The sequence below is a fragment of the Segniliparus rugosus ATCC BAA-974 genome (assembly GCF_000185725.2).
Lineage (GTDB): Bacteria > Actinomycetota > Actinomycetes > Mycobacteriales > Mycobacteriaceae > Segniliparus > Segniliparus rugosus.
The window spans coordinates 1,593,691-1,618,515 of record NZ_KI391953.1 but is presented as its reverse complement, the minus strand read 5'-3'; the positions used below and the strand labels follow the sequence as shown (position 1 = coordinate 1,618,515).

Below are 24,825 nucleotides of genomic sequence, written 5' to 3'. Positions count from 1 at the left end.
ACGTCAGGCCCGCTGGAAGGTGGTGAACCGGTAGCGCAGCCCGGACTCGGAATACTGCCACGGGCCCTCCTTGACGACCCGCCATCCGACGGCGAGCTGCGGCGCGTACGCGTCGCCCTCGACTTCGAAGTCCACCTCGGTGATCTCGGCGACCGAGGCGAGGTGCACCGCCTTGGCGTAGACCTCGCCCCCGCCGATCACCCAGACCGTCTCCCCCGCCCGCCCCGGCGCGGTCGCGGAGACGATGTCGTGTTCGACCTGCGCGCCTTCCGCCGAGAACGCCCGGTCGCGGGAGAGCACCACGTTCGTCCGCTTCGGCAGCGGGCGGAACTGCTCGGGCAGCGAGTCCCAGGTGCGCCTGCCCATGACCACGGTGTGCCCGACGGTGAGCTGGCGGAATCGCCTCATGTCCTCGGGGATCGACCACGGCAGCTCGCCGTCGATCCCGATCACCCCGTTGCGCCCCTGCGCCCAGACAACCCCCACCGTCATAGTGTCTCTCCTTCCGAATCCCCGCAAATCAACACGGCCGCCGTCATACGGCCACCGGAGCCTTGATGGCGGGGTGCGATTGATAGCCGAGGATCCGCACGTCCTCGTACTCGTGCTCGAAGACCGAAGGGCGCTCTGCGAGTTCGAGCCTCGGATACGGGAACGGGTCGCGGGCCAGCTGCTCTCGCGCCTGGTCGACGTGGTTGAGGTACAGATGGCAGTCGCCGCCGGTCCAGACGAAATCCCCCGCCTCAAGCCCCGCCTGTTGCGCCATCATGTGGGTGAGCAGGGCGTAGCTCGCGATGTTGAACGGCACGCCGAGGAACAGGTCCGCGCTGCGCTGGTACAGCTGGCAGGAGAGCTTGCCGTCCGCGACGTAGAACTGGAAGAGGATGTGGCACGGCGCGAGCGCCATCTTCGGCAGCTCCCCGACGTTCCACGCCGAGACGAGGATCCGGCGGGAATGCGGGTCCGTGCGCAGCAGGTGCAGCGCTTGGGCGATCTGGTCGACGACCGCGCCGTCCGGGGCGGGCCAGCTGCGCCACTGCGCGCCGTAGACCGGGCCGAGGCCGCCGTCCTCGCGCGCCCACTCGTCCCAGATCGTCACGCCGCGCTCCTGCAGCCAGCGGACGTTCGTGTCGCCGCGCAGGAACCACAAAAGCTCGTAGACGATGGACTTCAGATGCACTTTCTTCGTCGTGATGAGCGGGAAGCCCTTGGCCAGGTCGTAGCGCAACTGGTGCCCGAACACGCTGAGCGTGCCCGTCCCCGTGCGGTCGGAGCGCTCCACGCCCTGCTCCAGCACGAGCCGCAGCAAGTCCTCGTACGGCGTGGGGACCCCGGATGTCTCTGTCATAGCTCCAATGTAAACGAGGGCACCGACAACAACGGCCAGCCCACGAGGCTACGCGCGGGCGGCCTCGCTCATGCCTTCGTCGGCGAAGGAGCGCGAATAGGTGCGCTGGAGGCTCGCCAAAGGGCCGCCGCCCAACGCGGCGATGTCGGAGCCCGGCTCTCCCGCTGGCCTTCGAGCAGGAGGCGGTAGGACATAGCCTCGCGCAGCGTGTCGATGGTCTTCGCCCGCGCCGATACGTCGAACGCGCCGCGATAGCCGTGCCACTGCCCGCGCATTCCGATCTGCGTGGCAATCTCCCCGCGCAGATCGGAGTGCCACTCCATCACCTCGGAATACGATGGGCAGCCGCTCGGAGAATCCTCGTCCGCACGATCGCTCCCCCCAGCTTCGCGACTTCTTGCCCGATCATCGGGGCTGCTGCTCGATGTCCATCCGCTCACCCTGCCGACGCGCGCGGCGCATTTCCTGTGGAACGGGTTGTTGCTCACCCCATCAGGCTCGCGGCGACGGTGGCCCCGAGTTCGTAGCATGCCTCGCGGGCCTTCGCGTCGGGCGCTCCGGCCAGCTCCAACGGGGCCGCCGCCTGGGCCAGGCCCATGCCGCCCGCGAGTTTGAGCACGGAGGCCGCGGCCCCCGCCGTGTCATTGTTGCCGTGCGCCCAGAGCCCGAACGGCCGTCCCGCCACCGCGTCGAGGCAAGGGTAGTACACGGTGTCGAAGAAATGTTTGAGCGCTCCGGACATGTAGCCGAAGTTGGCCGTGGTGCCGAAGAGGTAGCCGTCCGAGGCCAACGCGTCCGAGACGCTGGCCGAGAGCGCCGGGACGGCCCGGACCTCGACGCCTTCGATCTCGGGGTCGTTCGCCCCGGCCAGCACCCGCTCGAAGATCTCCCGCGTGGCGGGCGAAGGGGTGTGGTGGACGATCAACAGCGTCCGGGCTCGGTCAGGCACGGGCCCGCTCCGCGCGTTCGAGGTCGACTGCGCGGCGCATCGAGGCGCGCGCGGCGCTGCGGTTCCCCGCCGCGTCCTGCCCACGGGCGAGCCGGTACCACGCCTGCCATTCTCCGGGCCGCTGGTCGACGCCGTTCTGCAGCTGCGCGACGAGCTCCTCCCCCGCCTCGGCGGCCAGTTTGCCGGAGGGCAGCCGGGGCAGGCCGCCCAAGTCAAGCTCCTGGCCAGCCTCGCGCATGATCGAGACCAGGCGCTGGTGGGTCAGCGCCTCGCGCAGGGTCGCGATGATGACCCACAGCCCCACCAGCGGCAGCAGCAGCACGCCGAAGGCGAGCAGGCCCGCGAGGGCGCCGCCGTTGCGCAAGAGCAAGACCGACCGCCATGCCATGACACCGAGATAGCCGAAGAGGAAGACGGTGACGACAGCGGTCGCCCAGAAGGTCTTCGTCTGGCGGGCGCCGCTCATCTCACAGCCCGAGCAGCGGCGCGAGGCCGAGAGTGAGCCCTGGCCTCGCGACGATGGCTTTGGCCGCCGCGAGCACGCCGGGGCCGTACGCCGCACGGTCCACGCAGTCGGCCCGGATGACCAGCGTCTCCCCCGGGTTGCCCAACAGGATCTCCTCATGCGCGAGGTATCCGGACATCCGCACCGAATGCACCGGCACGCCGTCCACGTCGGCCCCGCGCGAACCCGGCAGAGCGTGCGTCGTGGCGTCCGGCGCGGGCGGGACGCCCGCTTCGGCCCGGCGCTGCGCGATCACTTGCGCGGTGTGCATGGCGGTGCCGGACGGGGCGTCCACCTTCTTCGGGTGGTGCATCTCGATCACTTCGACCGACTCGAAGAACTTGGCGGCCTGCTCCGCGAGATGGACGGCGAGCACCGTGCCCAGCGCGAAGTTCGGCACGACCGCGACGCCGATGCCGGGCTGGCGCGCCAGCGCGTCCCGGATCTCGTCGTGGTGGTCGGTGGTGAGACCGGAGGTGCCCACCACCGAGTGCAGCCCGTGCGTCACGCCGAACAAGGTGTTGCCGAGCGCCGCGTCGGGATGGGTGAAATCGACGACCACCTGCGCCCGCGCTTCGAGCAGGCTCTCCAGCGAGTCGTCTTTGTCCAATGCCGCGACGAGCTCGACGCCGGGGGCGGAGCCCAGGAACGGGACCAATGTGCTGCCGACCCTGCCGAGGGCTCCGAGCAGCCCCACTCGCAGCGTCTCCGATTGCGTGCTATGTGTCATCGGCACCAACCTTAGTCCTCCGCCCGCGCTGCCTTGCGCTAGGCTCAGGCGTCGGTGTTAGTTGGATAACAGCGCCCAGGAAGGGAGACTCATGCGTCGCAGATTGGCCGGTGCCTTCATCGCTTTGCTGGCCTTGTGGCCGACGCTCGCGCCGGGCGCGCGGGCGGACACCCCTGAGTTCCCCGACCTCGACGGCTACGCGTGGACCTCGCCGGACTGGTTCTTCCGCCACGGCACGCGCCCGATGACCGCAGAGTTCTCCACGCCAGACGGCCTGTACTGCTGGGTGACCTGGTACCTCGAGATGCGCTACGGCTGCGACGGCCAGCTGCCCGGAGCGCCAGCCGGGGTGAACAGCGTGCGGGTGCAGCACGGCAAGCCGGGGCAGTTCCTCAACGCCTCCTCGCACGACATCCCTGGAGCCCCTGCCATGGCGCTGGAGCCGAACCACTACTTCAACGACGCGGGCGTGGTGTGCCTGGTGGACGACGACGGCATGACCGCCTGCGGCTACGGCGACCACGGGTTCATCCTCAAGCCCTCGGGCTCCGTCGCCTGGTGAGCGAAGCGGCCTAGCCTCGGAGCATGGCGACTGCGGCCCCAGCGACGTTGTCCGAGCTGCTCCGGACCCCTGGCTTAGTCGAGAGCAGCTGTTTGCGCTCGCGGTTCGGCTTCATGGCGATCCACGGCGGCGGCTTGGAGCGGATGACGGACGTCATCGCCGATCGGGCGGCGGCGGCCTGCGGAGCCTCCTTGTACGTCGTGCGGCATCCGCCGGGCTATCGGCACCATCTCACTTCGAGGCTGTTCCGCGCGGAGGAGTCCGCCCTCCTCGCAGCTTTCCTCCAACATGTCGAGGTGGTCGTCTCGTTGCACGGCTACGGCCGGCCCGCCCGACGCAGGCAGCTGCTGGTCGGCGGGCGCAACAGATCGCTCGCCGAGCATGTCGCGTCGTGCGTCGGTCTGCCCGGCTACCGGGCGGTCACCGATCTCGCGTCCATCCCCCGCGAACTGCGCGGCCTGCACCCCGACAACCCGGTGAATCTGCCCCGGCTCGCAGGCGCGCAGTTGGAGCTCCCGCCCAGGGTCCGAGGCCTCGGCTTGTTCCGCCCGGAGCCTGGCCCCGACCGCATCCCGCCGACCGTCCGCGCGCTCATCGACGGGTTAGCCGACGCGGCCCGTCGTTGGCCCGCGCGACGCGAGGGGCTGCGGGAAGGCCGACAGCAGGGCGCGTGACCGCTCGCGGCGCGTCAGAACCCCGGCCGGGTGGTCACCACAGCCGCCCACGCGGCCACATGGCTGTCCGGCACGAGTCGGCGCCATTCGGTGAGCTGGATGAAGTCCTTGTCCTTGTTCAGGGCGACGACGGCGGGCACAAGGCCGAAGCCTTCGACCTTGATCGCGTATTTCGCCCTGCTCGCGACGCGGACGGCCCCGGAGCTTGTGAGGGTCGGCAAATAGAGGACCGGGAGGAACAGCACCCACGCCCCGAAGTCGTCGAAAAGCTCGTCCTCGAACACGACCGCGTACAGAAGTTCTTCGCCGAGAGGGGGTATGCCGTCCTGAATCACCGAACGATGGTACCTGTGCCTCGAGGCTGCGCACGGCCAGAAACCGGGCCGAAACGGCCGCCCTTCGACAACGTCCGTGCGCCCGCGCGTGAGCGCGCATCCTTCGCGCGGCAACAGCGCGATATCCCCAGGACGGACCCGTCGACGATTTTCGGGCACGTTGATCTGTTTCCCCGCCGGGATCCGCGCTCTCGTCGCAGCAGGCAGGGACAGTGCCCGGCCGCTGGCGGCCTGCGGGCAGGAGACGTGGGGCAACAGCAGGTAACGTACTGTGAGTCGAGCAGGCAGTGGCGCCACCGGGCCGCGGGAAGGGTCAGCGATGAGCAACATTTACGAGAACGTCAGCGATTTGGTCGGGCGAACGCCGCTCGTCCGGCTCAACCGGCTGACTGCGGGGCTGGACGCGCAGGTCGTGGTGAAACTTGAGTTCTACAATCCCGCCAACAGCGTCAAAGACCGCATCGGCGTGGCGATCGTCGACGCCGCCGAACGCTCGGGCGAGCTTCGTCCGGGCGGCACCATCGTCGAGGCTACCAGCGGCAACACCGGGATCGCGCTGGCGATGGTCGGAGCCGCCCGAGGGTACAAGGTGATCCTCACGATGCCGGACACGATGTCCGTGGAGCGCCGGGTGATCCTGCGCGCGTTCGGGGCCGAGATCGTGCTGACCCCTGGCGCTGAGGGCATGGCCGGAGCCGTCGCGAAAGCCAAGCAGATCATCGCGGACACCCATAACGCCGTGGCCGCCGACCAATTCGCCAACCCCGCCAATCCGGCGATCCACCGCGCTACCACCGCCGAGGAGGTCTGGGCCGACACCGACGGGGCCGTCGACGTCTTCGTGGCGGGCATCGGGACCGGCGGGACGCTGACCGGCGTCGGGCAGGCGCTCAAGGCGCGCAAGCCCGACGTGCGGATCGTCGGGGTCGAGCCCAAAGACTCCCCTATCCTCAACGGCGGCGAGGCCGGGCCCCACAAGATCCAAGGGATCGGCGCGAACTTCATCCCCGAAGTGCTCGACCGCGACGTCTACGACGAGATCGTCGACGTCGAATTCGACGACGCGATCCGCGTCGCCCGCGCGCTCGGCACCGAAGAGGGCATTCTCGGCGGCATCTCGGCGGGCGCGAACGTCTGGGCCGGGATCGAGCTGGCGAAACGCCCGGAGAACGCAGGCAAGCTCATTGTCGTCGTCGTCCCCGACTTCGGCGAGCGGTACATCTCCACCCCGCTCTTCGAACACCTCCGGGACTGACCGGCCATGTCCATCTTGTCCGCGTTCCGCGAAGACATGCAGAACGCGCGGAGCCACGACCCGGCCGCGCGCGGCGACTGGGAGAACGCCCTCGTCTACTCGGGACTGCACGCGATCTGGTGCTACCGGCTCGCCCACCGGTTGTGGGCCAGACCGGCCTTGCGCGGGCCCGCAAGGGTGCTGTCCCAGCTCGCCCGGTTCTTCACCGGTGTCGAGATCCATCCGGGGGCGACCATCGGACGCAGGTTCTTCATCGACCACGGCATGGGCGTGGTCATCGGGGAGACCACTGAGATCGGCGACGACGTCATGGTGTACCACGGCGTCACGCTCGGCGGGCGGTCCCTGCACACCGGCAAACGCCACCCGACGATCGGCAACCGGGTCACCGTCGGAGCCGGGGCGAAAGTCCTCGGCCCGCTGCAGATCGGCGACGACAGCGCCATCGGGGCCAACGCCGTGGTCACTCGCGACGTGCCGCCGGAGTCCATCGCGACGGGCATCCCCGCCGTCGTGCGCCGCCGCACTGAGAAACAGCGCGAACCGGGAGTCGACCCGACGACCTACATCGACCCCGCGATGTACATCTGACTCCGCTGACACGCGGACGGGCTGGCTTGCCCCTCACGCGACGTGAGGCGGCCGAGTGGGCGCTGTGGACGAAGTACACAATTGGCGAGAAACGGCTCGGCTGGCGCGCGTCTGCATCCAGAGCCTGGCCCGCCTCTATGTCCCAGATCCGCGCTCTGGGACCGAAGGCGGCTGAAACCTGCTGCGCGGATCCGGCGCGCTTGGCAACGATTGCCGACGTCGGGCCGCAGGCCCAAGAGGCGCTGCGGCTTAGCTACGAAGGCCATTCTGTCCTCCGGGCCGAACCGGACTACAGCTGCTCCTACTCGGCCATCACCGCGTTGTAGCCCGCCCAGGTGGCGCGGGTGGCCAGCACCTCGGCGGCGACAGGCGCGGCCGCCCAGAGCGAGGGGATCCAGAACTGCGGCAGTTCTACCGCGAGGCGGCAGGCCGAGGGCTCGCCTCGGTCATGTGGTGGAACGAGCCCCTTCGCCATTGGTCGAGAACGTGGCAGGCCCCGGTCGAAATCGACCGGGGCCTGCCACGTTCGTGCGGGCGCTTACACCTGCGCCGGAACCTCCTCCTGCGCCACGATCAGGCTGATCTTGCCCCGGTCGTCGATGTCGGCGATCTCGACGCGCAGCTTCGAGCCGATCTGCACCACGTCCTCGACGCTCGCGATCCGCTTGCCGTTGCCGAGCTTCGAAATGTGCACGAGGCCGTCCTTGCCCGGTGTGAGCGAGACGAACGCGCCGAACGCGGTGGTCTTCACGACCGTGCCGAGGTAGCGCTCGCCGACCTTCGGGAGCTGCGGGTTCGCGATGGCGTTGATCTTGTCGATCGCAGCCTGCGCGGAGTCCCCGCTGGTGGCGGCGACGTACACGGTGCCGTCGTCCTCGATGGAGATGTTCGCGCCGGTCTCCTCGGTGATCGAGTTGATCATCTTGCCCTTGGGGCCGATGACCTCGCCGATCTTGTCCACCGGGATCTTGATGGTGGTGATCCGAGGCGCGTGCGGCGAAAGCTCGCCCGGCTCGTCGATGGCGTCGGCGATCACGTCGAGGATGGTGTCGCGAGCCTCCTTGGCCTGCGCGAGCGCGCCCGCGAGGACCTGCGAGGGGATGCCGTCGAGCTTGGTGTCCAGCTGCAGCGCGGTCACGAAGTCGCGGGTGCCCGCCACCTTGAAGTCCATGTCGCCGAACGCGTCCTCGGCTCCGAGGATGTCGGTCAAGGTGACGTACTTGGTCTCGCCGTTCACCTCGCCGGACACCAGGCCCATCGCGATGCCCGCGACCGGGGCCTTGATCGGCACGCCCGCCGCGAGCAGGGACATCGTGGAGGCGCAGACCGAGCCCATGGAGGTGGAGCCGTTCGAGCCCAGCGCCTCGGAGACCTGCCGGATGGCGTACGGGAAGTCCGCCTGGTCGGGCAGCACCGGCACCAGCGCGCGCTCGGCGAGCGCGCCGTGGCCGATCTCGCGGCGCTTCGGGGAGCCGACGCGGCCGGTCTCGCCGGTGGAGTACGGCGGGAAGTTGTAGTGGTGCATGTAGTGCCGCTTGGTGACCGGGCCGAGCGCGTCGACCTCCTGGGCCATCTTCAAAAGGTCCAGGGTGGTGACGCCGAGGATCTGGGTCTCGCCGCGCTGGAACAGCGCGCTGCCGTGCACCCTGGGGATCGGGCTGATCTCGACGGAGAGCGGGCGGATCTCCCGCAGGCCCCGGCCGTCGATGCGGAAGCCGTCGGAGAGGATCCGCTCGCGCACGAGCTTCTTGTTCAGCGAACGGAAGGCGGCGGAAATCTCGCCCTCGCGGCCCTCGAACTGCGGCTCCAACTGCTCCTTCGCGGCGGACTTGATCTCTTCGATCCGAGCCTCGCGCTCCAGCTTGCCCGGCAGGCTCAGCGCCTCGGACAGGACCGCGCGGGCGTTGAAGTCAACTGCCTCGTAGACGTCCTGCTGGTACGCGTGGAACTGCTGGAGCTCGAAGGCCTCCTTGCCCGCGACGGCGGCGAGGGCCTCCTGCGCGATGGCGAGCTGCTTGAGGAAGGGCTTGGCCGCCTCGAGGCCCTCGGCGACGACCTCTTCGGTCGGCTTGGTCGCGCCGCCCTCGATGAGCTTGATCGCGTGGTCGGTGGCCTCGGCCTCGACCATCATGACCGCCACGTCGCCGTCGTCGAGCACGCGGCCCGCGACGACCATGTCGAAGACCGCCCCTTCAAGCTGCTCGACAGTCGGGAAAGCGACCCACTGGCTGCCGATGAGGGCGACCCGGACGCCGGCGATGGGGCCGGAGAAGGGCAGGCCCGAGAGCCGGGTGGACGCGGAGGCCGCGTTGATCGCGAGCACGTCGTACAGGGCGTTCGGGTTCAGCGAGAGCACGGTGACGACGATCTGCACCTCGTTGCGCAGGCCGTCGACGAAGGACGGGCGCAGCGGGCGGTCGATGAGCCGGCAGGCGAGGATTGCCTCGGTGGAGGGACGGCCCTCGCGGCGGAAGAAGGAGCCGGGGATGCGGCCTGCGGCGTACATCCGCTCTTCCACGTCCACGGTGAGCGGGAAGAAGTCGAACTGGCTCTTCGGCTGCGAGGAGTACGTGGTGGCGGACAGGACGGTGGTGTCCTCGTCGAGGGAGGCGAAGACCGAGCCGGCCGCCTGCTGGGCGAGCTTGCCGGTCTGGAATTTCACGGTGCGGACGCCGTACGCGCCGTTGTCGAGCTCACAAGTGACCTCGTGCACCTCAGGTTTATTGGTCGACATGGGGAAGGTTCCTCTCATTGCACAGGATGTCTTGGCATGGCAGAACGCAGCAGCCAGCCCATCCGTCTCCCACACGCACGGCCGTCGATCGAAGCCACCGCAAGCTGCCGCTTGCGGAAGCCACCACCGAAGACCGTCAGAAGAACGAGGGCACGCCGAAGCTTCTGCCGAGAGAAAGGGTAGCACTGGCCCCGGATAAAGCGGAAAAGGCAGACCAATTTGGTCTGCCTTTTCCGCGGTGGAGCCGAAGCTCAGCGGCGAATGCCCAGCTTCGCGATGATCGTGCGGTAGCGGTTGATGTCCACGCGGGTCAGGTATTTGAGCAGGCGGCGACGCTGGCCGACCAGGAGCAGAAGGCCCCGGCGGGAGTGGTGGTCGTGCTTGTGCTCCTTGAGGTGCTCGGTGAGGTCCGAGATACGACGGCTCAACAGGGCGATCTGCGCCTCAGGGGAACCGGTGTCGGTGTCGTGCAGGCCGTACTCGGCCAGGATTGCTTTCTTCGCCTCAGCGGTCAACGCCATGAGGGTGCTCCTTTGTTTCAGCTCCGCATGTCAGAGAGAGCGGCGCACCGCTGCGGGCCGCAGAAACGCCGAGGAGGGATTTTAGCAGCTCCAAGGCCGAACGCGAAATCCCTACCGCAAGACCTCGCGAGTCTCCGCCACATCTTGCGCGATAGCCTCCACCAGCTCCTCACGGGACTTGAACGCCCGCATGTCCCGCAACCGCCGCACGAAAACGACCACGACGCACTGGCCGCACAAGCTCCGTGACGTTCTTGTCGAGGACGAACCTTGTCCGAAACGAACCGCTACCGCAAGACCTCGCGAGTCTCCGCCACATCTTGCGCGATAGCCTCCACCAGCTCCTCACGGGACTTGAACGCCCGCATGTCCCGCAACCGCCGCACGAAATCGACCGCGACGTACTGGCCGTAGAGGTCGACGTTCTTGTCGAGGACATACGCCTCCACCGTCCGCTCCCTGCCCGAGAAGGTGGGATTGGTCCCCACCGACACCGCGGCGGGGACACGCCCCAGCGCCGACCGTCCGCCGGGGCTCAGGATCGAGAACCACGCCGCGTACACGCCGTCGGCGGGAATCGCCGAGTACATCGGCGGGGCCACGTTCGCGGTCGGAAAACCGAGTTCGCGGCCCCTGCCGTCCCCGTGCACGACCACGCCCTCGACCCGGTGCGGGCGGCCGAGCGCCTCGGTGGCGGCGGAAACGTCGCCCGCCGCGACGACGGAGCGGATGTACGTCGAGGAGACGGTGACCGCGTGCTCGGTGAACAGCCGGACCGCCTCCGCCTCGAAACCGAAGCGGCGGCCGAGGTCGACAAGCATGTCGATCTTGCCCGTCGCCTTGTAGCCGAACGTGAAGTTCTCCCCCACCAGCACTTTCGCCACATGCAGCTTGCTCACGAGGAACTCGTGGACGAACTCCTCCGCCGACTGCTTGGCAAGTTCCCTGGTGAACGGGATGACGCAGAAGACGTCGATGCCCAGCTGCCCCACAAGCTCCGCCCTCCTGGTGAGCGTGGTCAGCTGCGCCGGATGGTCCCCGGCGCGGATCACCTGCGCCGGGTGCGGGTCGAACGTGACCAGCGCCGAGGGCAGGCGGCGCTTGCGCGCCTCGTTCACCGTGCGTCGGACGAGTTCGGCGTGGCCTCGGTGCACGCCGTCGAAAGTTCCAATAGTCGCCACGCATCGCCCCCAGTCCGGGGAGATGTCTTCGGTCCCGCGCCAATGCCGCACCGCGTCAGCTTACCGCGCGCGCTCGGAGCAGCATCGTGTCGTGGGGCGCAACGAGCACGCGCAGCATGACGCTCTGCGCCCTGCTCGTCCCCGCGAAAACGTCGGCCACCTCGTAGCGGCGCGAGAGCGGCAGTCCGAGGCCCGTGAGCCCCGTAGAGAAGAGGCGAGGCGCGTCGTCCCGGTTGACCAGGGCTATCGCCGTGGACCCGTCGGACAGCGGACGGGTCCACAGCGACCCGTCGCCGCCGCGAACGGGGGCTGCGGGGCGCACGAGCGGGTCTTGGTCGATGGCGAGCAGCGCCCGGTTGGTCAACAGGCCCAGCGTCCGGGCCGACACGCCGTCCGGCTCGTTGCCGAGCATCAGCGGCGCAGCCCACATGGCCCACATGGCCAGCTGGGTGCGCTCCTCCTCCGAGGTGAGCGCAGGGATTTCAGCCCCGTCCACGACCATCGGAGCCGCGCCGATGGCGAGCATGTCGTAGTCGCAGAAGTACCCGGGTCTCGTCGCGCAGGAGAACTTCCCCTCAGCGGCGCGGTCCACGGCGTCGCGCACGCCGATCATGCCCGCTTCTCCGCCGAGGGCGTGCCAGACCGGAACGACGTCACTGCTGATCCGGGTCATCGTCGCCACCCCGGCGAAGCGGTTCAGATCGCCAGGGGCCACCCCGCTGCCGCTGTTGGGGTTGATGCTGTAGAGGATCGGCCTGCCGGTGGCGCGCAACGCGTCGCGCATCTCGGCGAACACGTCGACCGTCTCGGCCGCGTCGGCAGAGGAGCCGCACCAGTCGTATTTCAGGAAGTCCACGCCCCAATCGGCGAACGTCCTGGCGTCTTGCCGCTCGTGTCCCCTGCTGCCTGTCGACCCCGGATAGGAGCCCGCCATCTGGGCGCAGGTTTGGGGGCTGGCGCTGGAGTAGATCCCGAATCCGAGCCCCCTGGCATGCGCGTAGTCCGCGAGCGCGCGCATGCCGCCGGGGAATCTGGCGGGGTCGGCGCGCAACTGCCCCGTGGGGTCCCGCTCCGGGGAGAACCAGCAGTCGTCGACGACGACGTAGCGGTACCCCGCGTCGCGCATCCCCGACGACACGAGAGCGTCCGCCGCGTGGCGGATTTTGGCCTCGTCGATGTCGCAGCCGTACGCGTTCCACGAGTTCCACCCGAGCGGCGCAGTCGCGGGCAGTCCTGGGATCGCCGGCCCGGCGGCGCTGCGCGCCGTGCTCCTGGAGAGCCGTATCACGTTCCAAGCAAGGACCGCCGCGACGACGAGGACGAGCGTTGCCGCTGCCACCGCGCCAGTTCGGCGACCGTGCCACTTCACCTCTCTATTCTGCCCTGCCGCTCATCTGCGCGCAGGATCTGCGCCCAAGCAGGAGGGAGGGCTTTTGGCGCGCATCCTTGCCAGCGTTGGCCCCGGCCCGGCGGTTCGACTGGTTCGCGACGACCTGCAGCCTGCGGCCGTATCCGACGGGAAGCGTGTCGGGCCTGCTGGCCTCGGGCACGGGTTCTTCACCCGCCGTGCAGCTCCGCCGCCGAGAACGGGACGCCGTCGCCCATCGGGGGGGAGTTCACGAAGATCCTGCCGCTCTTCGAGACGGTCACGCCGGTCGGAGCCGACCCGTGGAACTCGGACGCGCGCGGACCTCGCGGCAATCACCCGACCGCCACGCCCAGGGCGTGCGCCCGGCGCTCGCGCAGCGCGTCCCGACGGGCCGCCTCCTCGGCGTACCGTTGCCATTCGCGCCGGTGGCGCTCGGCGAGCACCGCGATGATCAACGTTCCTCTCGGCATGTCCGCCGGGGGCGGCGGCGAGATCGAGGCCGCGATCTCGTCCGCGATCCGGTGTTCGAGCGCCTGGGCGACCTCTGGGCGCAGCTCGCGGACCCGCCGCACGTACTGCCCCGCGAGCAACGCCAGCTCAGGGGTGAGCCGCGCAAGGGAGAGCGTGCTCGCCCAGGGCGCGAGCCCCCACGGCATGGGCAGCGGCGGCCGGACGCCCTCCGCCCGCTCGTTGATCACGACCGTCCCCGCGAAGACGTCGCCGATCCGTTTGCCCTTCGCCGAGACCAAGGAGCTGATCACGGCGGGGGCAGCGCCGAGCGTGTAGATCTCGAACACGGCCATGAGCCCTCGGATCAGCGCTTGGCGGAAACGGATCGGGCCGCCGTCCTCGGCCACCACCCGCAGCCCCATCGCCATCTTGCCAAGGGTCCGGCCCCGGCTCAACGTCTCGTAGAGCACCGGGTAGCCCACGACGATCATGAAGACCAAGAAAAGGTTCATCGCGAAGACCCACGCGGTGTCCAGGCTTTTGGACGCGATGACGGCGAACGCGGCGAGGCAGAGCACGAACAACAGCAGCACGACAAAAACGATCTGCACGACCGCGTCGATGAGTTTGGCGACCGCGCGCATCGGCAACTGCGCGAGCTGCACGTCAAGCACAACGGCGTCCCCAGTCACCAGTTCCGGCATAAGGTCGCACTCTACCCGAGCGGGCGGGCTATGCTCAGCGTGTGGACTCTAATGCGTTCGCCAGCGTGCACGGGGGGAGCTGGCGCAGGCTCGAAACTTTGCTGAGCCGTCGACGGCAGCTCGAAGGGGAGGAGGTGGACGAGCTCGTCCACCTCTACCAACGCACCGCCACCCACCTGTCGATGCTCCGCTCCGCCGCAGAAGACCCCGCCCTGATCAGCAAGCTCTCCGTGCTGACCGCCCGCGCCCGCGCCGCCGTCACCGGCGCGCACGCGCCCGCGTGGCGCGAGTTCGGCCGGTTCTGGACGGTCACCTTCCCCGTCGCCGCGTACCGCGCCCGGTGGTGGTGGCTGGGAGCCGCCGTGTTCACCGCCGTGGTCGCCTTCGCGATGGGCTGGTGGGTGGACCACAGCGCGCTGGCCCGGGCGGCGGTCGCCCCGCCCGAGCACATCCGCCAGCTCGTGGAGCACGACTTCGAGGACTACTACAGCGAGCACCAGGCGAGCGCGTTCGCCGCCAAGGTGTGGCTGAACAACAGCTGGGTGGCCGCGCAATGCCTCGGCATGGCCGCGCTGCTCGGCCTTCCGATCCCCTACGTGCTCTTCATGAACGCGGTCAACGTCGGGGTCAGCGGCGGCCTGATGGTCCACGCCGGCAAAGGCGGCCTCTTCTTCGGCTTGATCCTCCCCCACGGGCTCTTGGAGCTGACCGCCATCTTCCTCGCGGCGGCCGGCGGCATGCGGCTCGGCTGGCAAGTCGTCGCGCCGGGGCAACGACAACGGGTGCAGGCGCTCGCCGAGGAAGGCCGGTCCATGATCGCCATCGCGATGGGCACAGCCCTCGTCCTCCTGGTCTCCGGGGGGATCGAAGCGTTCGTCACGCCCTCTCCGTTGCCGGTCTGGGCGAAAGTCGGCATCGGCTTCGTCGCCGAGGCGGTGTTCCTCGGGTACGTGATCAGCCTCGGCAGGCCAGCTGCGGCGGCGGGCGAGACCGGAGACCTCGAAGCAGCCCCCGACTACGCCCCCGCCGCCTGATCCCACCGCGCTGGCGACGGTCTCCAACGCCGTGCGAGGCCCCAGCAGGAGGTCTCGGGAGGCCACATGGACGCATCGCGAGGAACCGCCGGAGGCACAGAGCGCTCGCCCTTGCGGAGCGGGCGAGGCGACAATCGCGGCGACGTCGCGCGGGCAAACGCGGGGAACGAGCGAATGGTGCTCGAGGAGCCGACAGCGCAGAGACCGCGATCTGGGCGGTGGCTACAGCTTGCCGGTGGCTTTCATGGCGATGTATTTGTCCGCGAGCGCGGGGGCGAACCGTTCGGGCAGCTCGTCGATCACTTCCACGCCCATAGCCCGCAGCTCCTGCGCCACGAAGCCCCGGTCGGCCCGCATCCGCTCGGCGGCTCCCGCCCGGTAGACGCGCTCGGCGTCCCCGCGCCCCTCGGCAAGCTCCGCGAGCCGGGGGTCCGCGACGGCCGCCAGAAGCACATGGTGGTGCAGTGTGAGATGCCCAAGCACGGGCAGCCAGCTCTCCTCGAACGCGGAGCGGGACAAATCGGTGAGCAGCACCACCAGGCTGCGCCGACGGGATCTGGCGAGAACGGTCTCCACGAGCCCCTCGGCGTCGACCTCGACCAACGAGGGCTCGAGCGGAGCCATGGCCTGGACCATCGCGGGCAGCAGCCCCGCGGCGGTCGAGGAGCCGATCCAGCCTCGGGTTTCCCGGTCGTACGCGAGAAAGCCCACCTTGTCCCCCGCCTTGCTGGCCAGCGCGGCGAGCAGGAGCGCGGCGTCCATCGACCAGTCCAGCCGGGGCCAGCCCGAGGGGTCCGCGGACAACGGGTCGACCCCGATCCGGCCCGCGCTCGTGCGCCCGCAGTCCAAGACGATGAGGATCTGTTGGTCCCGCTCTGGCCGCCACGTCCGCACTAGGACGTCGCCGCGCCGCGCCGAAGCCCGCCAGTCGATGGAGCGGACGTCGTCCCCGTCCACGTACTCCCGCAACGAGTCGAACTCGGTGCCTTGGCCTCGCAGCAGCGAGAGCGTCTGGCCTTCGAGCTCTCGCAGCCGGGAGAGCCGGGACGGCAGGTGCTTGCGGGCGAGGAACGGCGGCAGCGCCCGCAACCGCCACGGGACTTCGACAGAACGCTGTCGGCCCGCGAAACCGAGCGGGCCGAACGAGCGGACGGTCACCTTCGCCGCGTGCTGCTCGCCGCGCCGGATCGGGCGCAGCAGCGTCTCGACAGACAGGCGCTCGCCCGCGCGCAGGTGGGCGCGGTGCCGCCACGGGCTCGCCGCCGCGCTCGGGGCCCACGCGTCGCGCACGAAGCCCCGCACCGCGCGGCCGCCGAGGTTCTCCACCTCCAGCCGCACCCGCGCCGTTTCGCCGAGCCGGGCCACCTCGTCCCCCGAACGCGCGAAGGCGAGCTTCTTCGGACTGCCCGCGAGCGCCACGTCCACGAGCGCGAGGAGCGCGACAAGGCCGACGACCGCGTAGGACACGAGTTCTGGGCGCGGGAGCAACAACACCGCCAAGGCCCCGCACGCCACCGCGAGCCCGGCCCGCCAGGTCAGCACCATGGCGGCCTCGCCGCGTTGTCGGCCGCCGAGATCATCTGGGCACCGGCACAGCGGCGAGGAGCCCGTCGAGCAGCACGTCGGCGTTCATCCCTTCCAGCTCGGCCTCGGGGCGCAGCCCGATCCGGTGCCGGAGCGCGGGGCGGGCCATGACCTTCACGTCGTCCGGCGTGACGAACGTCCGGTCCGACAGCCATGCCCAGGCCCTGGCCGACGCGAGCAGGGCCGTCGCGCCGCGCGGCGAAACGCCCAGCCGCAGCGCCGGGGACTGCCGCGTAGCCCGCACGATGTCCACGATGTACCCCAAGACCTCCGGGGCGACGTGCACCTGCTGGACCGCGGCCTGTCCTGCCGCGAGGTCGGCGGCCGAGGCCACCGGTTTGATCGCCGAGATGTCCCTCGCGTCGGCTGCGGCCGCGAAGCGCGCGAGGATTCCGATTTCATCCTCGCGCTGCGGCAACGGCACGATGAGTTTGAGCAGGAAGCGGTCGAGCTGCGCCTCGGGCAGCTGATAGGTGCCCTCGTGCTCGACCGGGTTCTGGGTGGCGGCCACGATGAAGGGGTCCGGCAGCGGCCGGGGATGGCCGTCGACGCTCACCTGCCGCTCCTCCATCGCCTCCAAAAGCGCGGCTTGCGTCTTCGGCGGTGTCCGGTTCACCTCGTCCGCGAGCAGCAGGTTCGTGAACACAGGCCCTTCGCGGAAGACGAACTCGGCGCTGCGGGCGTCGAAGATCTGCGACCCTGTGACGTCCCCCGGCATGAGGTCGGGGGTGAACTGCAACCGCTTGAACTCGAGGTCGAGCGCCCGCGCGAGGCTGCGGACCAGCAGGGTCTTGGCGACGCCCGGCACCCCCTCTAAGAGCACATGCCCCTTCACCAGCAGCCCGATCAGCAGCCCTGTGACCACCGATTCCTGTCCGACCACAACTTTCGCGACCTCTTGCCGCAAAACGGCGAACGCCGCCCTCGGATTTGCCACTGTGGGATCTGCGGCTGTGCTCATACCCCGCGCACCTTCCCTTCAAATACACTGCGTTCCAATATGTCGAGTTGTTCCGCCAACGCCACCAATTCCGAATCGTCGGCGGGATCTCGCCCGTACAATACCGACTTGATCTCCTCCGGGCTCCGGCCCGCCCGAGCCGCGAGCGCCGCTGCCATCACGTCCTGCGCGCGGGCCGGGATCGCGAGCCGTTTCGAAAGGCGCGCCAACGCCGCGCCGCGCAGCGCCGAGGCCGCCCTGTCCTTCGCGCGCCTGGCCTGGTACAGCTTGCCCAAGCCTTCCGAGGTCTCCGAGGCGCGGACGACGACCGGCAGCCGCTCGACAACGATCGGGCCCAGCCTGCGCGCCTGCCACAGCGCGGTCAAGACCACGGCGACAGCCAGCGTGCGAGTCGCCCACCAGATCCGATCGGGCACCAGGGACATGAGGTCCGGGCCGACTTTCGCCCCGGTGGTCTGCGGGAATTGCGGGGCGAGCCAGATCACGGTGTGCCGTGTGCCCAAGAGGTTGAGCGCGAGCGCGGCGGCTCCGGGCTCCGCGATCCCCGCGTTGGCCATGAAGCCGCCGGAGCCGACGACCGTGATGAGCCTGCCGTCCTGCCGGTAGCGCAGCACGACTCCGTCGTAGCAAGAGTCCACGACGTCCTGGACCTGGTACACCTGGCCGCCGATCGCCACAGCGCCCGCGCGGTTGGCCCCGCTCCAGGCGCAGCCCGGTTCGCGAGGCTGCTGCATGGCGGTTTTGGAGCCGTACTCGATGCCAGGGGCGAGCACGCGCAGTTGCGAGTAGTAGGAGGAGTCCAGCACCACCCGGTCGCCGGGGAGCGCCGCGACCTGGCGCAAGGACTCTTCGCCCACGAGGTATCGGGAGTTGCTGACGAAAAGCAGCGTGTCGTTCGTCGTCTCGGCCTGCGCCTCTTGCGCGGTGCGGACCACGCGCAGGTCCACCCCTTGCTGCCGGAGCAGCTCCGCGAGCGCGTGCCCCCCGTCTTTGCGCCAGCTCTTCGGGTCGAGCGGCTCGTCGGAGCTGGACTCCTGGTCGCTGAAAAACGCGGTGAGCCCGACGAGCACAGCCACGACGAGCACGAGGAACACCGCGCCCTTCGCGCCTCGCTTGCCTCGGACCGCAGTCCCTGCGCTCACCACGCCTGTCCTTCCCGGCCCGCTTGCGCCAACTCCTCCTGATCGGCCTTGCGCAGCTTGCGAACGGCTCCGGGGATCGCCTCGTCGAGCCTTGCCACGTCGAGGTATGTTCGCTCCGAGCCCGCCCTGCCGCCGTAGACCACCTCGTCGAACGCGCCCGACGCGTTGGCGAGGTCGCCTTCGAGTTCGGGGAGGAGGCCGCCCGCGAGGAACGCGAACTCGTCCGCGGTGCGGCCGGGGGTGAGGGCGAGCACGGTCCGCTCGTCGAGCTCTTTGACCGCCGCCCGCATCCGCTCGGCGATCGCGGTCGCCCAATCGCCCGCCAAGGCCGAAGCCTTGGCGCGCTGCCGGTGTTCCTCGGAGGAGGACAGCTCCTCCGCTTCGTCCTCGAAAAGCGCCCCCTTCTTCGGCGCGCCCCGCGTCGCCCGGCGGGCGTAGTAGCCGATGAGCGCCCCGAGGACCAAAATGACCAACAGGACCAAGAGCGGCATGAGGTTCCCGTCCCAGAAGCCGCTGTGGCGGTGTCCGTTCAAAACCCGGTCGGACGTCCGCCTGCCCAGCCAGTCGATGAAATCGTCCCACCAAGTCCGGTGCTCGTAGCGGGGGTCGGTGAGCTCGCGCTGCGCGGCTTCCTTTGCCGGGTCTCGGTCGACTTCCACCGTCACGCCTCCCGTCCGATTTCGCCGCCTTCGCGGCCGACCGTGCTGAGCAGCACCAAGTCGTAGGCTTCTTGCCGCATCCGTTGGTCCACGTACAGCAACGCGGTCACGCTCGCGGTGAACGGCATGAGGATGCTCTGCGCGAGGAGCTGGCCCAACGTCAACAGCACCATGCTCCACAGCGCAGCGTGCCCCGCCTGCGTTTTGTCTGAGGCGAGCATCTCGCCGACGACCGTGAACGGCAACGACAGCGACAGGCCGACCACCGAGGTGACGAGCCTGGTGAGCAGACCGAAGCCGAGAAGCTTCCAAAAGCCCCGGCGCGCCAGGCGGACCGACCTTCGGCACGCGGCGAACACCCCGAGCCGCTCGCTCATCATCGCCGGGGCGGACAACGAGAGCAGAACGCCCAGAACATATGCGACCAGCAGGAAGACCGGCTCCGCGAAGATGAGGAGCACCACGGCTCCTGGCGTGGGGAAACCGGCGGCGACGACGAGGAAGAGCGCGATCAGAATCGGGAGCAGAACGATCAGCGCCTGCACGAACAGCACAAGGAACGCGAGCCCCGCCAAAGGGAGCGCCCGAGCGCGCGTCTCCCGCCAAACCGCCCGCGCGGACGAGCGCCGCCCCGGAACTGGATCCCCGGCCAATGCCCTGGCCAGCACCGGCATCACGCATCCGGCGATCAAGGTCGCCGTGATCGCCGTGACGGGCGCGTTGGCCAACGCGCCGACGAACGAAATCGTCGACCGGCTGTCCGGCGAGTCCGGCGTCACGGCGGAGCCGAAGGCCCCCGCGATCCGCAACGCCCACCGCAACGCCGGAGCCAGCGCAGCCACCTGGAGCAACGCGCCGAAGCCGAGCACGACGACCGAGAACCCGAGCACCGCCTTTGGGTTGGACCGCAGGACCGCGACGGCTCCGTTGTAGATCTCGGACAGGCTGAGCGGACGCAACGGGATCGCTCCGGGCTGGAACATCGACCTCCCGCTGCCAGAAGGCTTTCGCGCCAGCGCGGCGCGGACGAGCGCGTCGGCGGCACTCACCGCCTCGTCGCTCGGCGCGGGCCGGGACGGGGCGGGAGCGAACACGAGCGGCTGCGGCGACTGCGGCTGCGCCTCCCCGAAGCCCGCGTCGCCCAGCGCGGGATAGGTGTACTGCGCCGTTGGCGCCGCCCCCGAAGGCTGGTTCACGCGGGCCAACCCGGCGCATCCGACGCGAGGAGGCGGCAGATCGCGAAGAAACCTCCCGGAGCTGTCATGCGTCCATTTTTGCAGAAATGCTCAGCGCGGGCCGAGGCAGTCCTCGTTAGTACACATCCCGGACGTAACGCTTCTCCCCGGCGAGCCGTTTTTTGTACGCTTTCGCCTCGTCCTGGGACATCCTGCCGTGCGTCTGGACGATCCGCAGCAGCGTCTCGTCCACGTCTTTCGCCATCCGGCTCGCGTCGCCGCAGACGTAGATCCGGGCCCCGTCCTGGATCCATTGCCACAACCGCGCCCCGTGCTCGACCATCCGGTCTTGCACATAGACCCGCTGGCGCTGGTCGCGGGAGAACGCGAGGTCGAGACGGGTCAAGAACCCGTCGGAGAACATCTCCTCAAGCTCCGCCTGGTAGTAGAAGTTCTCCGCCGCGTGCTGGTCGCCGAAGAAAAGCCAGTTCTGGCCGGTGTGGCCGAGTTCGCGCCGCTCGTGCAAGAAGCCCCGGAACGGGGCCACCCCGGTGCCCGGGCCGATCATGATCGCCGGGGCTTCCGGGTCGGCGGGGACGCGGAAATGCGGGGAGCTCTGGAGGAACACCGGGATGAGCCGGTCCTCGGCCCGGTCGGCGAGGAAGCTGGAGCACACTCCGCCCCTTGTCCGCCCGTCCACGCCGGGGAAGCGCACCACCGACACGGTCAGCTGCACCTCGTCGGGGTTCGCGCGGGGGCTGGACGAGATGGAGTACTGCCTGGGGGCGAGCCTGGGGAGCACTTGCTGCCATTCCGCGAAATCGGCCTGCACCGGGAATTCGCGCATCAGGTCCGCGCCTTGTCTGCCGAAGAGCCAATTGTCCAGCTCGACTTTGTTGTCTCGGCGAAGGAGCTTCGCGAGAGCTTGATCATTGTTGCGCGCGGCGACGAAACGCAGCAGCTGCGGGGTGATCTTGCAGATGTCGTACTGCGTGGCCAGGGCGTCGGCCAACAGCTGCGACGCGTCGTCCACAGCAATGGTCCGCGTGCCGTCGAGCCCGGTCGCCCGCAGCCAGGCCGCCACGTCCTCCGGCGCGTTCGCCGGATAGATCCCCAGCGCGTCCCCGGCCTCGTAGGCCAGATCGTGGCCGGAGATGTCGAACCCGAACTGGCGCACCTCTTTGGTCGAGTTCGCGCCGGAGATGACCCGGTTCAGGCACATCGGCACCGCGATCCGGCGTTTGCCCGCCGGGGCCTCCGCCCGCTCCTCGGCGGTCTCCACCTGGACGGGCGCGGGCTCGGAGACGACGACCGAGGCAGGCCGTGGCCCCGAGGCTTCCTTCGTGCCACGGAGCGCGGCGACCACGTCGCGCAGCCACCCCTCCGCGAGCTGGTCCTCGTCCGACTCGGAGACGACCAGCGGCAAGACCCTCGCGGCCCCCAGCTCCGCCAGCCGGGCGTCGAGCGCTTTCGCGTGCCCGCAGAAGTCGTCGTACGCGCGGTCCCCGACTCCGAACACGGCGTACTTGAGGTCGGCGAGCCGCAATTCCGCGTCCGAGTCGAGCCTTGCCCAGAAGTCGGAGCCGTTGTCCGGCGGGCCGCCGACCCCGAACGTGCTCGTGACCACAAGGACTTGCGGCGTCTGCGCGAGCTCGGCCAAGTCCAGTTCGTCCATGTTCGCGCCTCGGGCGGGCAGCCCCGCCTCGACCAGCGCGCTCACGCACCGCTCGGCGAACTCTTCCGCGTTGCCCGTCTGGCTCGCCCACACGACCAGGACCGGAGCCGTCGTCTGCGGTTCTTCCGCCGAGGGAGCCCGCTCCGACGCGGCCCTGGAGTGCATCCCCGCGAGCATGCCGTCCAGCCACAGCCGCACCGGCTCGCGCACCGGGGCCGAGATCGGGAGCGCGGGGACGCCCGGCTGGCCGAGGCCGATCCCCGCCAAGAACCCCGAGACGTAGAGGCTTTCCGCCTCAGTGAGCTGCGGAGCCGGGACCAGCTGGAAAGGCAGCCCGGACACCGGGCCCGAAGGCCCTGCGGGCGCGGGAGCAAGGGGCAGCGAAGACATCGGGGCGCTCGGCAGAGCGGGAACCTCCTCAGATTTCGGAATCGGTTCGAGCGAGACCGCGCACACCTTCAGCTCCGGCTGCAGCGACTCCGGGTCCACCGCATCGCTCGTCACCGCGTTGACCGTGAGGTTCTCGCCGTGCGCGTCGTTCCAGTGGAAAGGCGCGAAACAGGAGCCCTCCCTGGTCCGGTCGGTGATCACCGCAGGGAGCACCACCGACCCTCTGCGCGAGCGCACCCGGACCTCTTGCCCCTCCTCGACGCCGAACTGCTTCGCGTCGGCCGGATGGACTTCGAGGAACGGGCCGGGGTTGAGCTTGTTCAGCTTCGCGACCTTCCCCGTCTTGGTCATCGTGTGCCATTGGTGCTGCAAGCGCCCGGTGTTCAGGACGAGCGGGAACTCGTCGTCCGGCAGCTCGTTCGCCTCCAGGTGCGGACGGGGCAGGAAGGCCGCCCGCCGAGACGGGGTCGGGAAGGCGAGCCGGGGGACGCTCCCGTCCTCGCGGACGTGCGGACGCTGGCTCACCCCGTCGTTGAGGTAGCGGATGGGGTGGCGGTCCGCCTGGTCCTGCTCCTCCGGGGGGCACGGCCATTGCAGCGGCGTCCGGCGGAGCCGCTCGTAGCTCGCGCCGCGCAGATCCCAGCCGGTCAGCGGGTTCCAGAACGCGCGCAGCTCGTCGAAGACATCCTCGCTGGACTGGTGCGCGAACGCCTCGCCGAAGCCCAGCTCGGCCGCGACCAGGCAGATCAGCTTCCAATCCGGCAGCGCGTCGCCAGCCGGGGGGACCGACTGCTGCAGCAGGGTGAGGTTGCGCTCTGAGTTGATCATCACCCCGTCGCTCTCGGCCCAGAGCGCGGCGGGGAGCAGCACGTCGGCGTACTTGTTCGTGGCGGTGTCGAAGAAGGCGTCCTGCGCGATGACCAGCTCCGCGGCCTCCAGCCCGTCGATCACGCTCTGGCGGTTCGCGACGGTCGCGACCGGGTTGGTGCAGATGATCCAGCACGCCTTGATCTGCCCGGTCTGCAGCTGTCGGAAGAGCTCGACGGTCCCCGGCCCCACTGCCGCCCGGATCGTTCCGGGCTCAAGGCCCCACGCGCGCTCGACGTACTCGCGGTCTTGAGGGTTCACGACGGACCGTTGCCCCGGCAGCCCCGGACCCATGTAGCCCATCTCGCGCCCGCCCATGGCGTTGGGCTGGCCGGTGAGGGAGAACGGCCCCGAGCCGGGGCGGCAGATCGCGCCGGTCGCGAGATGCAGGTTGCAGATCGCGTTCGTGCTCCAGACCCCGTGGGTGGACTGGTTCAGGCCCATCGTCCAACACGTCATCCATTCCCCCGCCGCCGCGATCATCGCCGCCGCGCGGCGGATGTCCGCCTCCGCGAGCCCGGTGATCTCGGCGACCTTGTCCGGCGGGTAGTCGAGGAGGAAATCCTCCATCCCCTCCCAGCCCTGCGTGTGCTCCGCGATGAACTCCCGGTCGACATGCCCGCCCGCCACGAGCACGTGCAAGAGCCCGTTGAGCAGCGCCACGTCGGTTCCCGGACGGATCTGCAGGTACAGGTCCGCCCGCTCCGCCGTCGCGGTGCGCCGGGGGTCAACGACGATGAGCTTCGCCCCCGCCTTGAGCCGGTCCGCCATCCGCAGGAACAGGATGGGGTGGCAGTCGGCCATGTTCGAGCCGATGACGAAGAACAGATCCGTCTGGTCGAAGTCCTGGTACGAACCGGGCGGCCCATCCGCGCCGAGCGACTGTTTGTACCCGGTCCCCGCGCTGGCCATGCAGAGCCGGGAGTTGGACTCGATATGGCTGGTCCGCAGATAGCCTTTGGCGAGCTTGTTCGCGAGGTACTGCGCCTCGATGGACATCTGGCCGGAGACATAGAGCGAGATCGCGTCAGGGCCGTGCTCGTCGAGAATCTTCTTAAGGCGCGCGCCCGCCTCTTTCACCGCCGCCTCGACGGCGACCGGCAACGCTTCCCCGCCCCGCTCCGGGCGCAGATAGGCCGAGGCCATCCGGCCGTCCCCGCGCATCATGTCGGCGTGGGTCTGGCCTTTGGTGCACAGCCTGCCGAAGTTCGTCGGATGCTCTTTGTCCCCGGAGACCTTCGCGATGACCGGGAGGCCGTCCACCTCGTTCGTCTCGACCACGATCCCGCAGCCCACACCGCAATACGAGCACGCGGTTCTCGTGAGGGTCACCTGCCCATTGTGAGAACTTCCCCGAACCCGCCGGTTCCAGCCGCGTTAGCTTTTCGTCAAACCCATCTCACAACCCGCCGGATCGCTGCTGTGCGGGC

The 24,825-nt window shown here is 69.4% G+C and carries 24 protein-coding genes and 1 pseudogene; 5 read left to right on the top strand and 20 right to left on the bottom strand.

Annotated features, from left to right (window positions below; translation table 11 throughout):
• Positions 1-3: 3 nt before the first annotated feature.
• The 6 genes from HMPREF9336_RS07970 to dapB form a co-directional block, all read right to left on the bottom strand.
• The gene (locus HMPREF9336_RS07970) at positions 4-492 is read right to left on the bottom strand and encodes a dihydrofolate reductase (protein WP_007470712.1); all 489 of its coding nucleotides are present in this window, start codon (positions 490-492) and stop codon (positions 4-6) included.
• A gap of 43 nt (positions 493-535) precedes the next feature.
• Positions 536-1,348: a thymidylate synthase gene (locus HMPREF9336_RS07965; protein ID WP_007470711.1), complete on the bottom strand. Its 813-nt coding sequence runs from the start codon at positions 1,346-1,348 to the stop codon at positions 536-538.
• A 68-nt stretch (positions 1,349-1,416) separates the two neighbouring features.
• Positions 1,417-1,671: a hypothetical protein gene (locus HMPREF9336_RS07960; RefSeq protein WP_007470710.1), complete on the bottom strand. Its 255-nt coding sequence runs from the start codon at positions 1,669-1,671 to the stop codon at positions 1,417-1,419.
• A gap of 161 nt (positions 1,672-1,832) precedes the next feature.
• Positions 1,833-2,297, bottom strand: coding sequence for a flavodoxin family protein (locus HMPREF9336_RS07955; protein WP_007470709.1), 465 nt, complete (start codon positions 2,295-2,297; stop codon positions 1,833-1,835).
• On the bottom strand, positions 2,290-2,763 hold the full coding sequence (locus HMPREF9336_RS07950) for a hypothetical protein (RefSeq protein WP_007470707.1): 474 nt from the start codon (positions 2,761-2,763) through the stop codon (positions 2,290-2,292). The genes HMPREF9336_RS07955 and HMPREF9336_RS07950 overlap by 8 nt, the downstream gene beginning before the upstream one ends.
• A gap of 1 nt (position 2,764) precedes the next feature.
• Positions 2,765-3,532 carry a 4-hydroxy-tetrahydrodipicolinate reductase gene (dapB, locus tag HMPREF9336_RS07945; protein ID WP_021030329.1) on the bottom strand — a complete coding sequence of 256 codons (768 nt, stop codon included), beginning with the start codon at positions 3,530-3,532 and terminating at the stop codon, positions 2,765-2,767.
• Between the two features lie 91 nt (positions 3,533-3,623).
• On the opposite strand from dapB, the gene HMPREF9336_RS07940 reads away from it, so the two are divergent.
• Both HMPREF9336_RS07940 and HMPREF9336_RS07935 read left to right on the top strand, forming a co-directional pair.
• On the top strand, positions 3,624-4,094 hold the full coding sequence (locus HMPREF9336_RS07940) for a hypothetical protein (RefSeq protein ID WP_007470701.1): 471 nt from the start codon (positions 3,624-3,626) through the stop codon (positions 4,092-4,094).
• 38 nt (positions 4,095-4,132) lie between these two features.
• A pseudogene (locus HMPREF9336_RS07935) lies at positions 4,133-4,768 on the top strand (poly-gamma-glutamate hydrolase family protein); the annotation flags it as partial.
• Positions 4,769-4,782: 14 nt separating this feature from the next.
• Here the strand turns inward: HMPREF9336_RS07935 and HMPREF9336_RS07930 are convergent.
• The gene (locus HMPREF9336_RS07930) at positions 4,783-5,103 is read right to left on the bottom strand and encodes a hypothetical protein (RefSeq protein WP_021030328.1); all 321 of its coding nucleotides are present in this window, start codon (positions 5,101-5,103) and stop codon (positions 4,783-4,785) included.
• Between the two features lie 319 nt (positions 5,104-5,422).
• Here HMPREF9336_RS07930 and cysK point away from each other — a divergent pair, with 319 nt between their 5' ends.
• Entirely contained in the window at positions 5,423-6,358 is a 936-nt protein-coding gene (cysK, locus tag HMPREF9336_RS07925) for a cysteine synthase A (protein ID WP_007470696.1), read from the top strand.
• Positions 6,359-6,364: 6 nt separating this feature from the next.
• Positions 6,365-6,949 (top strand): serine O-acetyltransferase EpsC, encoded by a 585-nt coding sequence (gene epsC, locus HMPREF9336_RS07920; protein ID WP_007470694.1) that lies wholly within the window; start codon positions 6,365-6,367, stop codon positions 6,947-6,949.
• A 301-nt stretch (positions 6,950-7,250) separates the two neighbouring features.
• Here epsC and HMPREF9336_RS18405 read toward each other — a convergent pair whose 3' ends face one another.
• From HMPREF9336_RS18405 to HMPREF9336_RS07895, 7 genes are all read right to left on the bottom strand, one after another.
• Positions 7,251-7,424 (bottom strand): hypothetical protein, encoded by a 174-nt coding sequence (locus HMPREF9336_RS18405; RefSeq protein ID WP_007470690.1) that lies wholly within the window; start codon positions 7,422-7,424, stop codon positions 7,251-7,253.
• A gap of 63 nt (positions 7,425-7,487) precedes the next feature.
• Complete coding sequence (locus tag HMPREF9336_RS07915) at positions 7,488-9,683, bottom strand: polyribonucleotide nucleotidyltransferase (RefSeq protein ID WP_007470689.1); 2,196 nt, start codon at positions 9,681-9,683, stop codon at positions 7,488-7,490.
• 251 nt (positions 9,684-9,934) lie between these two features.
• Positions 9,935-10,204 carry a 30S ribosomal protein S15 gene (gene rpsO, locus HMPREF9336_RS07910; RefSeq protein WP_007470688.1) on the bottom strand — a complete coding sequence of 90 codons (270 nt, stop codon included), beginning with the start codon at positions 10,202-10,204 and terminating at the stop codon, positions 9,935-9,937.
• 111 nt (positions 10,205-10,315) lie between these two features.
• On the bottom strand, positions 10,316-10,444 hold the full coding sequence (locus HMPREF9336_RS17890; RefSeq protein ID WP_084206630.1) for a riboflavin kinase: 129 nt from the start codon (positions 10,442-10,444) through the stop codon (positions 10,316-10,318).
• Positions 10,445-10,491: 47 nt separating this feature from the next.
• Complete coding sequence (locus HMPREF9336_RS07905) at positions 10,492-11,436, bottom strand: bifunctional riboflavin kinase/FAD synthetase (protein WP_007470687.1); 945 nt, start codon at positions 11,434-11,436, stop codon at positions 10,492-10,494.
• 4 nt (positions 11,437-11,440) lie between these two features.
• The gene (locus HMPREF9336_RS07900) at positions 11,441-12,754 is read right to left on the bottom strand and encodes a glycoside hydrolase family 27 protein (protein ID WP_244431612.1); all 1,314 of its coding nucleotides are present in this window, start codon (positions 12,752-12,754) and stop codon (positions 11,441-11,443) included.
• A gap of 332 nt (positions 12,755-13,086) precedes the next feature.
• Complete coding sequence (locus tag HMPREF9336_RS07895; RefSeq protein WP_007470683.1) at positions 13,087-13,908, bottom strand: RDD family protein; 822 nt, start codon at positions 13,906-13,908, stop codon at positions 13,087-13,089.
• Positions 13,909-13,949: 41 nt separating this feature from the next.
• Between HMPREF9336_RS07895 and HMPREF9336_RS07890 the strand changes: the two genes are divergently transcribed.
• Positions 13,950-14,942, top strand: a complete 993-nt coding sequence (locus HMPREF9336_RS07890; protein ID WP_007470682.1) for a stage II sporulation protein M — start codon at positions 13,950-13,952, stop codon at positions 14,940-14,942.
• Positions 14,943-15,164: 222 nt separating this feature from the next.
• Here HMPREF9336_RS07890 and HMPREF9336_RS07885 read toward each other — a convergent pair whose 3' ends face one another.
• The 6 genes from HMPREF9336_RS07885 to HMPREF9336_RS07860 all read right to left on the bottom strand — a co-directional run bounded on the left by HMPREF9336_RS07885 (position 15,165) and on the right by HMPREF9336_RS07860 (position 24,727).
• Positions 15,165-16,487 (bottom strand): DUF58 domain-containing protein, encoded by a 1,323-nt coding sequence (locus HMPREF9336_RS07885; RefSeq protein WP_021030327.1) that lies wholly within the window; start codon positions 16,485-16,487, stop codon positions 15,165-15,167.
• Positions 16,488-16,518: 31 nt separating this feature from the next.
• A complete protein-coding gene (locus HMPREF9336_RS07880) occupies positions 16,519-17,487 on the bottom strand; it encodes an AAA family ATPase (RefSeq protein ID WP_007470680.1) in 969 nt (322 codons plus the stop codon).
• A complete protein-coding gene (locus HMPREF9336_RS07875) occupies positions 17,484-18,629 on the bottom strand; it encodes a DUF4350 domain-containing protein (protein ID WP_244431611.1) in 1,146 nt (381 codons plus the stop codon). The genes HMPREF9336_RS07880 and HMPREF9336_RS07875 overlap by 4 nt, the downstream gene beginning before the upstream one ends.
• A complete protein-coding gene (locus tag HMPREF9336_RS07870) occupies positions 18,626-19,288 on the bottom strand; it encodes a DUF4129 domain-containing protein (protein WP_007470678.1) in 663 nt (220 codons plus the stop codon). Before HMPREF9336_RS07870 ends, HMPREF9336_RS07875 begins: the two co-directional genes overlap by 4 nt.
• A 2-nt stretch (positions 19,289-19,290) precedes the next feature.
• Positions 19,291-20,484 (bottom strand): hypothetical protein, encoded by a 1,194-nt coding sequence (locus HMPREF9336_RS07865; protein ID WP_007470677.1) that lies wholly within the window; start codon positions 20,482-20,484, stop codon positions 19,291-19,293.
• A 115-nt stretch (positions 20,485-20,599) separates the two neighbouring features.
• Positions 20,600-24,727: a bifunctional nitrate reductase/sulfite reductase flavoprotein subunit alpha gene (locus tag HMPREF9336_RS07860; RefSeq protein WP_007470676.1), complete on the bottom strand. Its 4,128-nt coding sequence runs from the start codon at positions 24,725-24,727 to the stop codon at positions 20,600-20,602.
• Between the last annotated feature and the right edge of the window lie 98 nt (positions 24,728-24,825).

Excerpts from the sequence above, each read along its gene's own strand:
- HMPREF9336_RS07970 (WP_007470712.1), bottom strand. The coding sequence starts at position 492 with ATGACGGTGGGGGTTGTCTGGGCGCAGGGGCGCAACGGGGTGATCGGG.
- HMPREF9336_RS07965 (WP_007470711.1), bottom strand. The coding sequence starts at position 1,348 with ATGACAGAGACATCCGGGGTCCCCACGCCGTACGAGGACTTGCTGCGG.
- HMPREF9336_RS07960 (WP_007470710.1), bottom strand. The coding sequence starts at position 1,671 with ATGGAGTGGCACTCCGATCTGCGCGGGGAGATTGCCACGCAGATCGGA.
- HMPREF9336_RS07950 (WP_007470707.1), bottom strand. The coding sequence starts at position 2,763 with ATGAGCGGCGCCCGCCAGACGAAGACCTTCTGGGCGACCGCTGTCGTC.
- dapB (WP_021030329.1), bottom strand. The coding sequence starts at position 3,532 with ATGACACATAGCACGCAATCGGAGACGCTGCGAGTGGGGCTGCTCGGA.
- HMPREF9336_RS07940 (WP_007470701.1), top strand. The coding sequence starts at position 3,624 with ATGCGTCGCAGATTGGCCGGTGCCTTCATCGCTTTGCTGGCCTTGTGG.
- cysK (WP_007470696.1), top strand. The coding sequence starts at position 5,423 with ATGAGCAACATTTACGAGAACGTCAGCGATTTGGTCGGGCGAACGCCG.
- epsC (WP_007470694.1), top strand. The coding sequence starts at position 6,365 with ATGTCCATCTTGTCCGCGTTCCGCGAAGACATGCAGAACGCGCGGAGC.
- HMPREF9336_RS18405 (WP_007470690.1), bottom strand. The coding sequence starts at position 7,424 with ATGGCGAAGGGGCTCGTTCCACCACATGACCGAGGCGAGCCCTCGGCC.
- HMPREF9336_RS07915 (WP_007470689.1), bottom strand. The coding sequence starts at position 9,683 with ATGTCGACCAATAAACCTGAGGTGCACGAGGTCACTTGTGAGCTCGAC.
- rpsO (WP_007470688.1), bottom strand. The coding sequence starts at position 10,204 with ATGGCGTTGACCGCTGAGGCGAAGAAAGCAATCCTGGCCGAGTACGGC.
- HMPREF9336_RS07895 (WP_007470683.1), bottom strand. The coding sequence starts at position 13,908 with ATGCCGGAACTGGTGACTGGGGACGCCGTTGTGCTTGACGTGCAGCTC.
- HMPREF9336_RS07885 (WP_021030327.1), bottom strand. The coding sequence starts at position 16,487 with ATGGTGCTGACCTGGCGGGCCGGGCTCGCGGTGGCGTGCGGGGCCTTG.
- HMPREF9336_RS07880 (WP_007470680.1), bottom strand. The coding sequence starts at position 17,487 with ATGAGCACAGCCGCAGATCCCACAGTGGCAAATCCGAGGGCGGCGTTC.